General features: G+C 71.1%; 15 protein-coding genes and 1 tRNA gene. 15 read left to right on the top strand and 1 reads right to left on the bottom strand.

The window, feature by feature from the left end; translation table 11 throughout:
- Positions 1-67 precede the first annotated feature (67 nt).
- The 10 genes from IG94_RS0121670 to IG94_RS0121625 all read left to right on the top strand — a co-directional run bounded on the left by IG94_RS0121670 (position 68) and on the right by IG94_RS0121625 (position 6,378).
- Positions 68-418, top strand: coding sequence for an SCO3933 family regulatory protein (locus IG94_RS0121670; RefSeq protein ID WP_004928450.1), 351 nt, complete (start codon positions 68-70; stop codon positions 416-418).
- Between the two features lie 5 nt (positions 419-423).
- Positions 424-1,797: an FtsK/SpoIIIE domain-containing protein gene (locus IG94_RS0121665; protein ID WP_031039445.1), complete on the top strand. Its 1,374-nt coding sequence runs from the start codon at positions 424-426 to the stop codon at positions 1,795-1,797.
- An 81-nt stretch (positions 1,798-1,878) separates the two neighbouring features.
- Positions 1,879-2,508 (top strand): DUF2637 domain-containing protein, encoded by a 630-nt coding sequence (locus tag IG94_RS0121660; protein WP_031039444.1) that lies wholly within the window; start codon positions 1,879-1,881, stop codon positions 2,506-2,508.
- Positions 2,509-2,526: 18 nt separating this feature from the next.
- The gene (locus tag IG94_RS0121655) at positions 2,527-2,718 is read left to right on the top strand and encodes an RING finger protein (RefSeq protein ID WP_019527053.1); all 192 of its coding nucleotides are present in this window, start codon (positions 2,527-2,529) and stop codon (positions 2,716-2,718) included.
- Complete coding sequence (locus IG94_RS0121650; RefSeq protein WP_031039443.1) at positions 2,718-2,909, top strand: mobile element transfer protein; 192 nt, start codon at positions 2,718-2,720, stop codon at positions 2,907-2,909. Before IG94_RS0121655 ends, IG94_RS0121650 begins: the two co-directional genes overlap by 1 nt.
- Positions 2,910-2,919: 10 nt before the next feature.
- Positions 2,920-3,114: a hypothetical protein gene (locus tag IG94_RS0121645; protein ID WP_023588145.1), complete on the top strand. Its 195-nt coding sequence runs from the start codon at positions 2,920-2,922 to the stop codon at positions 3,112-3,114.
- Between the two features lie 14 nt (positions 3,115-3,128).
- Positions 3,129-3,386 carry a hypothetical protein gene (locus IG94_RS0121640; protein WP_031039437.1) on the top strand — a complete coding sequence of 86 codons (258 nt, stop codon included), beginning with the start codon at positions 3,129-3,131 and terminating at the stop codon, positions 3,384-3,386.
- A 132-nt stretch (positions 3,387-3,518) separates the two neighbouring features.
- Positions 3,519-4,841: a replication initiator gene (locus IG94_RS0121635; RefSeq protein ID WP_031039434.1), complete on the top strand. Its 1,323-nt coding sequence runs from the start codon at positions 3,519-3,521 to the stop codon at positions 4,839-4,841.
- Positions 4,814-5,008: a helix-turn-helix transcriptional regulator gene (locus tag IG94_RS0121630; RefSeq protein ID WP_031039432.1), complete on the top strand. Its 195-nt coding sequence runs from the start codon at positions 4,814-4,816 to the stop codon at positions 5,006-5,008. The genes IG94_RS0121635 and IG94_RS0121630 overlap by 28 nt, the downstream gene beginning before the upstream one ends.
- Positions 5,005-6,378 (top strand): tyrosine-type recombinase/integrase, encoded by a 1,374-nt coding sequence (locus IG94_RS0121625; protein ID WP_031039427.1) that lies wholly within the window; start codon positions 5,005-5,007, stop codon positions 6,376-6,378. Before IG94_RS0121630 ends, IG94_RS0121625 begins: the two co-directional genes overlap by 4 nt.
- Before the next feature lie 597 nt (positions 6,379-6,975).
- On the opposite strand, the gene IG94_RS0121620 is transcribed toward IG94_RS0121625, so the two are convergent.
- A tRNA-Arg gene (locus IG94_RS0121620) sits at positions 6,976-7,047 on the bottom strand.
- A 131-nt stretch (positions 7,048-7,178) separates the two neighbouring features.
- Between IG94_RS0121620 and IG94_RS0121615 the strand changes: the two genes are divergently transcribed.
- The 5 genes from IG94_RS0121615 to thrC all read left to right on the top strand — a co-directional run bounded on the left by IG94_RS0121615 (position 7,179) and on the right by thrC (position 12,798).
- On the top strand, positions 7,179-7,691 hold the full coding sequence (locus tag IG94_RS0121615) for a response regulator (protein ID WP_211269685.1): 513 nt from the start codon (positions 7,179-7,181) through the stop codon (positions 7,689-7,691).
- Between the two features lie 91 nt (positions 7,692-7,782).
- Positions 7,783-8,850 (top strand): ArgS-related anticodon-binding protein NrtL, encoded by a 1,068-nt coding sequence (nrtL, locus tag IG94_RS0121610; RefSeq protein WP_031039420.1) that lies wholly within the window; start codon positions 7,783-7,785, stop codon positions 8,848-8,850.
- A 16-nt stretch (positions 8,851-8,866) separates the two neighbouring features.
- Positions 8,867-10,258 carry a diaminopimelate decarboxylase gene (gene lysA / locus IG94_RS0121605; protein ID WP_031039404.1) on the top strand — a complete coding sequence of 464 codons (1,392 nt, stop codon included), beginning with the start codon at positions 8,867-8,869 and terminating at the stop codon, positions 10,256-10,258.
- A 182-nt stretch (positions 10,259-10,440) separates the two neighbouring features.
- Positions 10,441-11,733, top strand: a complete 1,293-nt coding sequence (locus tag IG94_RS0121600; RefSeq protein ID WP_031039402.1) for a homoserine dehydrogenase — start codon at positions 10,441-10,443, stop codon at positions 11,731-11,733.
- Positions 11,734-11,739: 6 nt separating this feature from the next.
- Positions 11,740-12,798: a threonine synthase gene (gene thrC / locus IG94_RS0121595; RefSeq protein ID WP_031039401.1), complete on the top strand. Its 1,059-nt coding sequence runs from the start codon at positions 11,740-11,742 to the stop codon at positions 12,796-12,798.
- Positions 12,799-13,082: the final 284 nt, after the last annotated feature.

Genomic DNA, 13,082 nt, shown 5'->3' with positions numbered 1-13,082 from the left:
GCTTCGAACTTGCTAAGTCAACTTGTCAGGTTGGCGAGTTGATCAACTCTCAGAAGGAGCAATCCCTGTGCGTGTGATCCGCGTTGACGCCTCGACCGCCACGATCCTGCTCACCGAAGCTCCGGCGCCGAAGGTGCGCGACCGGCAGACCGGTGAAATCGCCAAGGACGCGATGACCGGTGAGGCGCTGATGACCGTCGGCGTCGTCTACATCGACGAGGGCGAGTCGTCACTGATCCAGGTCACCGTCCCGGAGAGCGGCGTGACCGAGGGCCTGACGGTCGGTGCTCCGGTCTCGCTCCCGGGGCTGGTGGCACGACCTTGGCAGAGCGTCTTCAACGGCCGGGAGCGGCACGGCATCGCCTACCGGGCGACCGCCGTCGCTCCGGGCGCCTTCTCGATGGCACAGGCAGGCTGACCGCCATGACGGATCTGGTGACGTGGGCCGAGCTGGGCGGTTCGCTCGCCGCGATAGGCGGCGCCGCCTACGCCCGGCACGCCCACCCGGCGGCGTACTGGTCCACGGTCGGGCTGCCGCTCTCGGTGGCCCGGCTGTTGGCCTCGTACTCCTCGACCATGGACGCTTGCGGCCTGACCGTCGAGCCGTCCCGGTGGCGGGCACTGGCTGTCCGGGCGACCACCCGCCGTGAGGTCCGGCCGGTGCCTCCTCGCCGGGGCGTCATCCGTCCCACCACGACCGGCCTGCGCATACGGCTGCGGCTGGCCCCGGGCCAGGAGCCGGCGGACGTGGCGGCCTCCGCCGAACGCCTCCGGCACGCCTGGGGCGTCCACGCCGTCCACGTGCGGGACGTCAAGCCGGGCGTCGTCGAACTGCGGCTCGTCGGCTTCGACGTGCTGCGGAAGGTGCGGATGCCCCGTCGGCTCGACGGCGGCTCGCTTCGGATCCCGGTGGCGTTACGAGAGGACGCGACCGCGTTCGTACGGGACTACCAGGCCGTGCCGCATGAACTGGTGCTCGGCGCAACGCTCTCGGGCAAGTCCATGTACCTGCGGAACCTGCTGACCGGGCTCGCCGCCCAGCCGGTGGCCCTGGTCGGCATCGACTGCAAGCGCGGGGTCGAGCTGGCGCCCTTCGCACCCCGGCTCTCCGCCCTGGCGACCGACCCGGACCAGGCGGCCGAGCTGCTTCCCGCGCTCATGAAGGAAATGGAGGACCGATACGACCTGATCAAGGCCCGGCAGGGCATCGCGCCCGGCACCCCAGAAGAGCTAATCACCTCGGACCTCTGGGGACTGCCGGAGGACGAACGCCCGGCCCCGATCGTGCTCTTCGTCGACGAGGTGGCCGAACTCTTCCTCGTCGCCACGCGGAAGGAGGAGGAACGGAGGGACGAGATGGTCACCCACCTCATCCGGCTCGCCCAACTCGGCCGGGCCGCCGGCATCTACCTCGAAGTCTGCGGCCAGCGCTTCGGCGCCGAACTGGGCAAGGGCGCGACCATGCTCCGCGCTCAGCTCACCGGCCGCGTCTGCCACCGCGTGAACGACGAAGCCTCGGCCAAGATGGCACTCGGCGACATCGCCCCTGAGGCGGTCCTCGCGGCCTGCGCCATCGCCCCCGAGCTGCCCGGCCTGGCCGTCGTCGGCGACACCTCCGGCGGCTGGTCCCGCATCCGCACCCCCTACCTCTCCCTCGCCGACGCCGCGGCCACCTGCCGCGCGACGGCTCACCTCGCCCCAGACGTACCGGCGCTCCACCCCCTCCGGCCGTACGTCCAGCCGATGCCGGTAGAGGCGTACGGGCCCGTAGCCACGGCCCGCCCGGTCATCGAGTAAGCGCACCCGCCCACGGCCGGCACGGCCGTCCCGTGCCACGTCCCTACCCCCTCCATGCCTGGAACCGGAAGGAGCTGCGCCGTGCGTGCCCTGTCCGTCCGCATCGACGCCGTACTCGTCCAAGCGCTGATTGCCGCCGCGCTGTCTTTCGCCCACCTGCATGACCTGGCGCTGGCCGCCGGACAGGACGGCTGGAAGGCCTGGGCCTACCCGGTCTCCGTCGACCTGCTGTTGGTCGCAGCCTGGCGGCGGCTGCGCTCCGGTGAGGCGAAAACGGCCGGGTGGTGCTGGTTCCTCGTCGCCCTGACCGCCTCGCTCGGCGCCAACGTCGCCACGGCCGGACTCCTCGACCTCGACGACGTGCCGGACTGGCTGCGCATCCTCGTCGCCGGATGGCCCGCGATCGCCTTCCTGGGCGGAACGCTGCTCGCCCACGGAGCAACCGCGGACGCCTCGACGGAGCAGCGCGAGTCGGCCCCGGAACCCATCGCGTCCGAAGCGCGCTCCTCTGCACCTGAGTTGCCCGCTGCGGAGCCGGAGCCGGCTCCACCCTCCACGCCCCCGGTCCCGCCGGCGCTCGTCACGCTCGCACGCAAGGTCGCCGACGAGCACCGCGCCCGCACCGGAACGCCCATCGACACCTCGACCCTTCGCTCCCGGCTCGGCGTCCCGCTGCCGCTGGCCCAAGCCATCTCCACCCACCTGACCTGACCCGGAGGACTTTCCCCCGTGCGCCCGTCCACGCTCCGCGCGCTGAAGCGTGCCGCCGAGCTGACCCGACAGAACCGCCTCACCGAAGCCGTGCTCATCGCCGAGCCCGTGATCCTCGCCGCCGACAGCTACGAGGGCGACGAGATCTTGCGCTGGCTGGCCGAGCACGTCACCGACTTCACCGGCCAAGACCTCAAGGAGACCCCCTGATGACCGCCAACCGCCGCTTCCGCCGCGTCGTCCGCATCGGCCCCGTGCAGGTCGCCACCTACTACGACGACCGGGGCCGCGAGAAGCACACCGCCGCCTGCACGGCTCCCCGCTGCGGCTTCGCCACCGACTACGACAGCCGCGCCGCCGCCGAGCTGGCCGCCCGTACTCACCGCTGCGCCGTCCGCTGAAGGAGCTTCCGTGACCGTCTCGCTGCCGCTCGTCTTCGTCCTCGGTGTCATCGCCTGGGCCGCGATCAAGTTTCTCGGCGTCCGGCTCTGGGTCGCCGTCGTGATCGCGCTTTTCGGCTTCTGGCTCTCGCACACCTTCCTCGCCCCCGCCATCGAATCCGGCACCCGTTCCGGGGTCGACGTCGTCAACGGCACCCACGAGTGACAAGGAGATCCGCCGTGTTCCGTCCCAAGCTGCCCGACGTCCCGACCCTGCCGACAACGGCCGTCACGCATCAGCAGACGCAAGCTCCGGTTGCCTCGGCCGGTCGTCCGGTCGCCCCGTACGTGGGCATCGGTGCCGGCGCGGTCGGCGCCGTGGTCGTCGTCGGGATCGTGCTCACCGCGCTCCTGGCGGCGGTCGCCGTCTCGGCCGTTTCCGTGGCCATCGCCGCCGTGGTCCTGCGCTCGCTCGTCAACGGCGCACACAAGCGCTGACCGGCCACCGGGGCGGCAACAAGCCGCCAAGCATCCCGCCGCCCCGGGGCCGTCCCTTCCGAACCGTCACGACAGCCGAAAGGAACTCCCATCATCACCCGGCAGACTCCGCCTCCGCTGGCGGAACTCTCCATGCTGGCCTCCCTCGGCACCCTGCCCGAGCTGGGCCGCCAACTGTCCGGCCTGGGCGGCTGCACCCGCCCGGTACGCCTCGACGGCCACCGCACCGAATACGCGGTGGACCGGACCACCGGGGAGATCGGCCGCGTCCTGCACCACCTGGACTCCTCCGCCCTCCCGGCCGGCCAGCTCCTCGTCCGCTGCAACAACCGCCGCGCCACCCGGTGCGCGGCCTGCGCCGAGACCTACCGCCGCGACACCTACCACCTGATCACCGCCGGACTCCGCGGCGGCAAGGGCACCCCCGAACGGGTCGCCACCCACCCGCGCGTCTTCGCCACCTTCACCGCCCCCGGCTTCGGCCCGGTCCACAACCGCCCCTCCGGCGATCGCCCCTGCCGCTGCGGCATCCGCCACGACGGCCAGGACCCGGCCCTGGGCACGCCCCTCGACCCGGACACGTACGACTACGAAGCGGCCGTGCTGTGGAACGCGCACGCCGGGGCCCTCTGGCAACGCTTCTCGATCTACCTCCGCCGGGAATTCGCCAAGCGAGCCGGCCTCACCCAGCGGGCCTTCCGCGACCATGCCCAGGTCTCCTTCGCCAAGGTGGCCGAATACCAGAAGCGTGGCGCCGTCCACTTCCACGCGGTCATCCGCCTCGACGGCCCGGAAGGCGGCGAGACCGCGCCCCCGGCCTGGGCGACGGCCGAGCTACTGACCGACGCCATCCGCGCTGCCGCCGCTGCCGCTCGCGTCGACGGCCCGGAGGTCGACGGCCGGCCGCACACCTTCGTCTTCGGCCGACAGCTCGACGTCCGTACGATCCGCTCTGCCGACTTCGGCGACGGCCAGGACCTGACCGAGCGGGCCGTAGCGGCGTACGTCGCCAAGTACGCCACCAAAGGCGCCGAGACGGCGACCGGCACCCTCGACCGGCCGATTCGCTTCCTCGCCGAGCTGGCACAAGCGAGGATCACCGACCACGCCCGGCGCATGATCCGCACCGCCTGGACCCTGGGCGCACGCACCGAGCTGGCAGACCTCCGCCTGCGGGCCTGGGCCCACATGCTCGGCTTCCGCGGCCACTTCTCCACCAAGTCCCGCCGCTACTCGACCACCCTCGGCGCCCTCCGCGACGCCCGCGCCGAATGGCGCCGCGCCCAAGCCGCTCCGGCCGTCGACACCGCCCAGGAAACGACTCTCGTCCTCGCGCACTGGGTCTTCGCCGGAACCGGCCTCTCCGGTGCTGAAAGCTGGCTCGCCGCCACCCTCGAACCCGCTCCCGGAACGGAAGGAGAACCGACATGGACCGCCGACGCGACGAACTCATGACCGTTCCGCAGATCCTTGCCGAGCTGGGTGGGGTGTCCCGGCGCACCTTCTACCGCTGGCGCGAATTGGGCCAGGGCCCCGCTGCGTTCAAGTTGCCCAATGGGGAGCTCCGGGTGTGGCGGAGTGACTTCACAACGTGGCTCCGGCAGTTGGAGGCGGCGGCGTGAAGTCTCTCGATGTGAAGGTCTGGAGCGTTCGTAAGCGGGACACCAAGACGCCCTCATATGGAGTCCGCTGGTCTGTTGCGGGCAACGTCTTCTCGGAGTCCTTCCGGACCAAGGCGCTCGCCGACCACTACCGCACGAAGCTCATGCGCGCGATGCGGGACGGCGAGGAGTTCGACACGGAGTCGGGCCTTCCGGCCTCGATGGAAGAGAAGAAGTCGGCCGTGTCGTGGTACGCCTTCGCTCTCAGGTACCTCGCCATGAAGTGGCCCCATGCCGCCCCCAACACACGGGACGGGATCAACGAAGCCCTCACCAGCGTGACGCTCGAACTCCTCGACGAGCGTGCTGGACGGCCGTCCGACGAGGTGATCCGCAGAGCACTGCGCAACTGGGCCTTCGTGCTGCCGGGGCCGGATGACCGGGAAGTCCCGGACGACGTGCGGAACGTTCTCCACTGGGTGTCCAAGGCGTCCCGGCCGCTCGCCGATCTCGCAGAACCGGCCACGGCTCGCGCGGTCCTCGACTCGCTGAAGCTCAAGCTCGACGGCACGGCGGCAGCGGCCGAGACGGTGCGGCGCAAGCGTCGGACGCTCGTCAACGCCGCGAATTACGCCGTCGATCTGGGGGAGCTGCGGGAGAACCCGATCACGGCTGTCCGCTGGCAGAAGCCAAAGGTGTCCAACCAGGTCGATCCGCGGGTCGTCGCCAACCCGGAGCAAGCACGAAACCTGCTGGCGGCGGTTTCCTACGTGGGCGGGTACCGGCGTGCCCGTGGTCGTCGCCTCGTGGGTCTGTTCGCCGCCATGTACTTCGGTGGTCTCCGGCCGGCGGAAGCGGTCGGCCTCGTCGAGACGGACCTGAACCTTCCCGGGCAAGGCTGGGGCTCGGCGCTGCTCCACCGGACACGTCCGTCCGTCGGCAAGCAGTGGACCGACTCGGGGGAGACCCATGACGACCGCGGGCTGAAGAACCGGCCGACCGAGGACGTCAGGCGGGTGCCCATCCCGCCCCACCTCGTCGCCGTGCTCCGCGAGCACCTGGCCACCTTCGGCACGGCGGACGACGGGCGGCTGTTCTTCAGCGAGAAGGGCTCGGTCGTCCCGTCCTCGACCTACTACCGCGTGTGGCAGGAGGCCCGGCTCCTCGCGCTTCCGCCGGCCGTCGCGGCCTCGCCGCTCGCGAGTAGGCCGTACGACCTCCGGCACTCGGCGCTGTCGACGTGGCTCAACGCCGGTGTCGATCCGACCGAGGTGGCCGAGCGCGCCGGCAACAGCGTCGAGGTCCTGCTGACCCGCTACGCCAAGTGCCTCGACGGACGGCAGGACGTCGCCAACCGGCGAATCGAGGACCTGTTGCGCGAGTACGAGTGAGGCGTCCTGCCCCAACACTGAGGCCCCAGACTTATCGTCTGGGGCCTTGTTCGCTCCCCGCCCTACCTGTGCTGCTGCTTCCTCACTTGTTCGGGCAGTTGCGCTTGTCGTGCCCGTGGTAGTTGCACACGCTGCACTTCCCAGCGTTGTGAGAGACATCGCACGTCCTCTTGTCGTGCCCCGCCTCGCCGCACCAAGAACAAGTGCGGGTCCCGCTCGCGCTCATTTCCCCTCCCCATGGTCCGTGGCTCGTCGCCAACGCACGGAGTGTAACGCCGCAAACCAGCTAGATCGGCGTTTTGTCAGACTGCTGGTGCTCCCGGCTTTCTCCCTTGAGTTGGTTGCTGCGGGTGCACTTACCATTGCCCGTCGACGGCACGCGGACCCTTTGGCGCCCGCCGGGTGGAGGGCCGCTTTCGCCTACGAGTGCTCGCAGTCTCCAGGGCTCACCTGCGGCGACGCTCCAAGATCCCGTCCACGCCTCGTCCACAGACCCCGACATACGCCCGCTCCGAGCGGCATACGCCTGCACATACGCGAAGACCCCGGCCTCAGCGTTTCCGCTGGTGACGGGGTCTTTGGGCACCTAATCCAAGGTGCCCCCGGCAGGATTCGAACCTGCGCACACGGCTCCGGAGGCCGTTGCTCTATCCCCTGAGCTACGGGGGCGTGTCGGTCGCGGTCGGTGTTGCTCGCGGCGACGGGTAGAACACTACCAGCTTGCCCGGGGTGGTCAGGTACGGGTTTTGGCGGGTCGGCGGCCCGGTCCCGACGGGCGTTGTCCCCCGCACGGGGTGGAAGTGGGGAAAACCCGGACGCGGCGGCCGGGGGCGACCTACTCTCGAGTTGTGCCTAGGGCGTCTGGCCGAGTTCTTGTTGTGGACGACAACAAGGTCATCCGGCAGCTGATCAGGGTCAATCTCGAGCTGGAGGGCTTCGAGGTCGTGACCGCGGGCGATGGTGCCGAGTGTCTGGAAGTCGTCCATCAGGTGCGGCCCGACGCCGTGACGATGGACGTGGTCATGCCCCGGCTGGACGGGCTCGGAGCCGTTGCCCGGCTGCGTGCCGATCCGCGTACCCGGGACCTGCCGATCGCGATCGTCAGCGCATCCACGCCGTACGAGGTCGAGGCCGGGCTTGCCGCCGGAGCCGATGCCTTTCTGTCCAAGCCTTTCGAGCCCGCCGAGCTGATCGTCCTCGTGCGGCAGTTGGTCGAGCGGAAGGCGAGGGGAGTGGGCGCCGGTTCGTCGGGGTTCGGGGCGGCGCATGTGCTCGGGCGGGCGGGGGAGAGTGAGTCGCCCGCTCAGGCGTGACCTGAGGGTGGTCCCAGCCGTGGCGTCCATATCGCGGGACTCCCGGAAACCGGGTCGCCTTCCCCGCCCCCTCCTCCCATACGCTTGACCCGTGACCCCCGTAGAGCTCTCCCGCACCGTGTTGCACGCGGTGCGTCGCGCTGTCGACGCGGGGGAGCTGAGTGTGGCCGTACCGGAGCGGGCCGTGGTGACGCTCCCCGGGCCCGGGGGGTGTGGTGACTACGCCACCAATGTTGCCCTTCAGCTGGCTCGGCCGGCCGGGCAGACGCCGCTGCGGGTGGCCGAGGTGTTGCGGCGTCGTCTTGTCGGGGTGGGCGGGATCGCCGACGTTGTTCTTACCGGGCCCGGGTTCATCAACATCAGTCTTGATGAGGGGGGTGGCGGGGCCGTCGGTGCCGGACTCGTTGCCGAGGTGCTGCGGGCCGGGGGGCGGTACGGGCATGTCGAGAGGGCCGGCGGGGCCGTCGTGCGGCTGCACTGTGCGCGTGAGGTGCGGGCCGTCGTCGTGGGTGAGGTCGTCGGGCGGTTGCTGCGGGCGCAGGGCGTGACCGTGCGGACCAGTGCCGAAGGGGTCGAGCCCCGCTGGACCGACGTCCTCGGGGTGCGGGTCGATGGTGGCGGGAGTGCGTCCGCCGAGGTGTCCGTGAATGTGCGGCCCGTGCCCGTGGCCGACCCCGACTCCCTTCTCGCCCTCGGGCGTGATGCCGGGCGCTGGGCGTTGCTGCGACCCGCCGGGCACGACCGGGTCCGGGGTGGGGCGGAGGGGCTCGTGCAGCGGGAGGTCAATCCGCTGTTCCGGGTGCGGTACGTGCACGCCCGGACCCGGGCCCTGGGGCGGAATGCCGCTGATCTCGGGTTTGTGGCTGATCCCGGGCCCCTGGAAGGCGCCGAGCGTGTTCCCCCCGCCACCCTCGCCGCCCTCGCCGACCACCCCCGCGTTCTCGCCGCCGCCGCCGAGCACCGTGCCCCGGACCGGCTCGCCCGGCATCTCGTCGCCGTGGCCGATGCCGCGCTGCCCCTGCTGCCCGGCGTGCTGCCGCGCGGTGGGGAGAAACCCTCGGCCGCCCACCGTGCCCGGCTGGCTCTCGCCGAAGCCGTCGGGGCGGTGCTGGCCGGCGGCCTGTCCCTGCTCGGCATCGACGCACCCGACCACATCTGAGAGAGCACGAAGAGCTATGAGCCGTTCCGCACACCCCGCCGGGCCCCGGCACGCCGATGTCCTGCCCGAGGGTCACTACACCGCCCCGGCGGACGACCTGAACGCCCTCGACCCGAAGGTCTGGGCCCACACCGTCGGGCGGGACGCCGACGGCGTCGTCACCGTGGGCGGGATCGCCGTCACGCAGCTCGCCGAGGAGTACGGGACGCCCGCCTACATCCTCGACGAGGCCGACTTCCGGGACCGTGCGCGGGCCTGGCGGACCGCCTTCGGGACCGACGCCGATGTTTTCTATGCGGGCAAGGCGTTTCTGTCGCGGGCCGTTGTGCGGTGGCTGGATGAGGAAGGGCTCAACCTGGATGTGTGTTCCGGGGGTGAGCTCGCCACCGCGCTGTCCGCCGGGATGCCGGCCGAGCGGATCGCCTTCCACGGCAACAACAAGTCGCCGGAGGAGATCGAGCGCGCCGTGCGGGCCGGGGTCGGGCGGATCGTGCTCGATTCCTTCCAGGAGATCGTCCGGGTCGCTCACATCGCCGAGTCGCTGGGCAAGCGGCAGCCCGTGCAGATCAGGATCACGGTCGGGGTCGAGGCGCACACCCATGAGTTCATCGCCACCGCTCACGAGGATCAGAAGTTCGGGATTCCGCTGGCCGGCGGACAGGCCGCGGAGGCTGTGCGGAGGGCGTTGCAGCTCGACGGGCTCGACGTGATCGGGATCCACTCGCACATCGGGTCGCAGATCTTCGACATGTCCGGGTTCGAGGTCGCCGCGCACCGCGTGGTGGGGCTGCTCAAGGACGTCCGCGACGAGCACGGGGTCGAGCTCGCCGAGATCGACCTGGGGGGCGGGCTCGGGATCGCCTACACCAGCGACGACGACCCCCGTGAGCCGCACGAGATCGCCAAGGCGTTGAGCGAGATCGTGACGCGGGAGTGCGAGGGCGCGCGGCTGCGTACGCCGCGGATCAGTGTGGAGCCGGGGCGGGCCATCGTCGGGCCGACCGCGTTCACGTTGTACGAGGTGGGGACCGTGAAGCCGCTGGAGGGGCTGCGGACGTACGTCTCCGTGGACGGGGGGATGTCCGACAACATCCGGACCGCGCTCTACGACGCCGAGTACAGCGTCGCCCTCGCCTCCCGCACCTCCGACGCCGAGCCGATGCTCGTGCGCGTCGTCGGCAAGCACTGCGAGAGCGGGGACATCGTGGTCAAGGACGCCTTCCTGCCGGGTGACCTGGCACCGGGGGACCTGATCACCGTACCGGCGACCGGGGCCTACTGCCGTTCCATGGCCAGCAACTACAACCACGCGATGCGGCCGCCCGTCGTCGCCGTACGGGACGGTGCGGCGCGGGTCATCGTGCGGCGGGAGACCGAGGAGGATCTGCTCCGGCTCGATGTCGGATGAGAAGTCGGGTGAGAACGGGTGGGAAGTCGAGTGAGACGCCGAGGGGGCGGCGGCGGGAGATCCTCCCGTCGCCGGGGGCGGTGAAAATGAAATGTACGTCTCATGATGCGGACTAATGGTAGGAATTCGCGTCCGGTGCATGAGACTGGTCGAACCGTAGACGGTAGAGGAAACGAGGTCGGATGATGCGTACGCGTCCGCTGAAGGTGGCGCTGCTGGGCTGTGGAGTGGTCGGCTCAGAGGTGGCGCGCATCATGACGACGCACGCGGCCGACCTCGCCGCCCGCATCGGGGCCCCGGTGGAGCTCGCGGGGGTCGCCGTGCGGCGGCCCGACAAGGTGCGGGAGGGCATCGACCCCGCCCTCGTGACCACCGACGCCACCGCCCTGGTCAAGCGCGGCGACATCGACGTGGTGGTGGAGGTCATCGGGGGGATCGAGCCCGCCCGTACGCTCATCACCACCGCCTTCGCGCACGGTGCCTCCGTCGTCTCCGCCAACAAGGCGCTCATCGCCCAGGACGGCGCCGCCCTGCACGCCGCGGCCGACGAGCACGGCCGGGACCTGTACTACGAGGCCGCCGTCGCCGGTGCCATCCCGCTGATCCGGCCGCTGCGCGAGTCGCTCGCCGGCGACAAGGTCAACCGGGTGCTCGGGATCGTCAACGGGACGACCAACTTCATCCTCGACGCGATGGACACGACGGGGGCCGGGTACCAGGAGGCGCTGGACGAGGCGACCGCCCTCGGGTACGCCGAGGCCGACCCGACCGCCGACGTCGAGGGGTTCGACGCCGCCGCCAAGGCCGCCATCCTCGCCGGGATCGCCTTCCACACGCGCGTGCGCCTCGACGACGTGCACCGCGAGGGCATGACCGAGGTCACCGCCGCCGACTTCGCCTCCGCCAGGCGGATGGGCTGCACCATCAAGCTGCTGGCGATCTGCGAGCGGGCCGCGGACGGGGCGTCGGTCACCGCGCGGGTGCATCCGGCGATGATTCCGCTCAGCCATCCGCTGGCCAACGTGCGCGAGGCCTACAACGCCGTCTTCGTCGAGTCCGAGGCCGCCGGACAGCTCATGTTCTACGGGCCCGGCGCCGGCGGTTCGCCGACCGCGTCCGCCGTCCTCGGCGACCTCGTGGCCGTGTGCCGCAACCGGCTCGGCGGCGCGACCGGGCCCGGTGAGTCCGCCTACGCCGCCCTGCCCGTCTCGCCGATGGGCGAGGTCGTCACGCGGTACCACATCAGCCTCGACGTGGCCGACAAACCGGGCGTGCTCGCCCAGGTCGCGACCGTGTTCGCGGAGCACGGTGTCTCCATCGACACCGTGCGGCAGTCCGGCAAGGACGGCGAGGCATCCCTCGTCGTCGTCACCCACCGCGCGTCCGACGCCGCCCTCGGCGGTACCGTCGAGGCGCTGCGCAAGCTCGACACCGTGCGGGGTGTCGCCAGCATTATGCGGGTTGAAGGAGAGTAACCAGCAATGACCCACCAGTGGCGCGGAATCATCGAGGAGTACCGGGACCGGCTGCCCGTCTCCGACAGCACGCCCGTCGTGACGCTCCGTGAGGGCGGCACCCCGCTCGTGCCCGCGCAGGTGCTCTCCGAGCGCACCGGCTGCGAGGTCCACCTCAAGGTCGAGGGGGCGAACCCGACCGGGTCCTTCAAGGACCGCGGCATGACCATGGCCATCAGCAAGGCCAAGGAGGAGGGCGCGCAGGCTGTCATCTGCGCGTCCACCGGGAACACCTCCGCCTCCGCGGCCGCGTACGGCGTGCGCGCGGGCATGGTGTCCGCGGTGCTCGTGCCGCAGGGCAAGATCGCGCTCGGCAAGATGGGCCAGGCCCTCGTGCACGGCGCGAAGATCCTCCAGGTCGACGGCAACTTCGACGACTGCCTCACCCTCGCCCGCGCGCTCAGCGACAACTACCCCGTGGCGCTGGTCAATTCGGTCAACCCGGTGCGGATCGAGGGGCAGAAGACGGCCGCCTTCGAGATCGTGGACATGCTCGGGGACGCACCCGACATCCACGTCCTCCCGGTCGGCAACGCGGGCAACATCACCGCGTACTGGAAGGGGTACCGGGAGTACGCCGACGACGGGGTCAGCACCAGGAAGCCGCGGATGTGGGGATTCCAGGCCTCCGGCAGCGCCCCGATCGTGCGCGGCGAGGTCGTCAAGGACCCGTCGACCGTCGCCACCGCCATCCGGATCGGCAACCCCGCCTCGTGGAACTTCGCGCTCGCCGCCCGCGACGAGTCCGGCGGCGCCATCGACGAGGTGACGGACCGTGAGATCCTGCGCGCCTACCGGCTGTTGGCCTCTCAGGAGGGCGTCTTCGTGGAGCCCGCGTCCGCCGCGTCGGTGGCCGGTCTGCTGAAGGCGGCCGAGCAGGGCAAGGTGGACCCGGGCCAGCGCATCGTGTGCACCGTCACCGGCAACGGGCTCAAGGACCCGGACTGGGCCGTCGCCGGCGCCCCGCAGCCGGTCACCGTGCCGGTCGACGCGGCGACGGCCGCCGAGCGGCTCGGCCTGGTCTGAGCGGCGGCGGCAGCGGCAGCGGCGTCGTGGAACGCGCCCAGCGTACGGGGGCGTAAGCGACGCTCGGCCGGGCATCTCACCTGCGGGGGGTGCACGGGGGGGCTTACGACACGCATCGTGCGCCTCCTGTGCGCCCTGTGTCGCCGCAGAACCTTCCTTCGATAGGCTGTACCGAACCCGCCTGCCGCATATGCAGCGGTGCCGCGCCGTCTCCGCGGTCGGAAGGCGGCCGCACACGCGGGCCGGCAGCAGCCGGCAGCGGTCGACCGTTGGGCAGGCAGCGG

The organism is Streptomyces olivaceus (assembly GCF_000721235.1).
In the GTDB taxonomy this organism is placed as follows: Bacteria; Actinomycetota; Actinomycetes; order Streptomycetales; family Streptomycetaceae; genus Streptomyces; species Streptomyces olivaceus.
The sequence above is the reverse complement of the archived record's forward strand: the minus strand, read 5'-3'. Positions and strand labels throughout refer to the sequence as shown.

Coding starts and splice junctions, on each gene's coding strand:
- IG94_RS0121665 (WP_031039445.1), top strand. CDS start 424: ATGACGGATCTGGTGACGTGGGCCGAGCTGGGCGGTTCGCTCGCCGCG.
- IG94_RS0121650 (WP_031039443.1), top strand. CDS start 2,718: ATGACCGCCAACCGCCGCTTCCGCCGCGTCGTCCGCATCGGCCCCGTG.
- IG94_RS0121635 (WP_031039434.1), top strand. CDS start 3,519: ATGCTGGCCTCCCTCGGCACCCTGCCCGAGCTGGGCCGCCAACTGTCC.
- IG94_RS0121630 (WP_031039432.1), top strand. CDS start 4,814: ATGGACCGCCGACGCGACGAACTCATGACCGTTCCGCAGATCCTTGCC.
- lysA (WP_031039404.1), top strand. CDS start 8,867: ATGAGCCGTTCCGCACACCCCGCCGGGCCCCGGCACGCCGATGTCCTG.
- IG94_RS0121600 (WP_031039402.1), top strand. CDS start 10,441: ATGATGCGTACGCGTCCGCTGAAGGTGGCGCTGCTGGGCTGTGGAGTG.
- thrC (WP_031039401.1), top strand. CDS start 11,740: ATGACCCACCAGTGGCGCGGAATCATCGAGGAGTACCGGGACCGGCTG.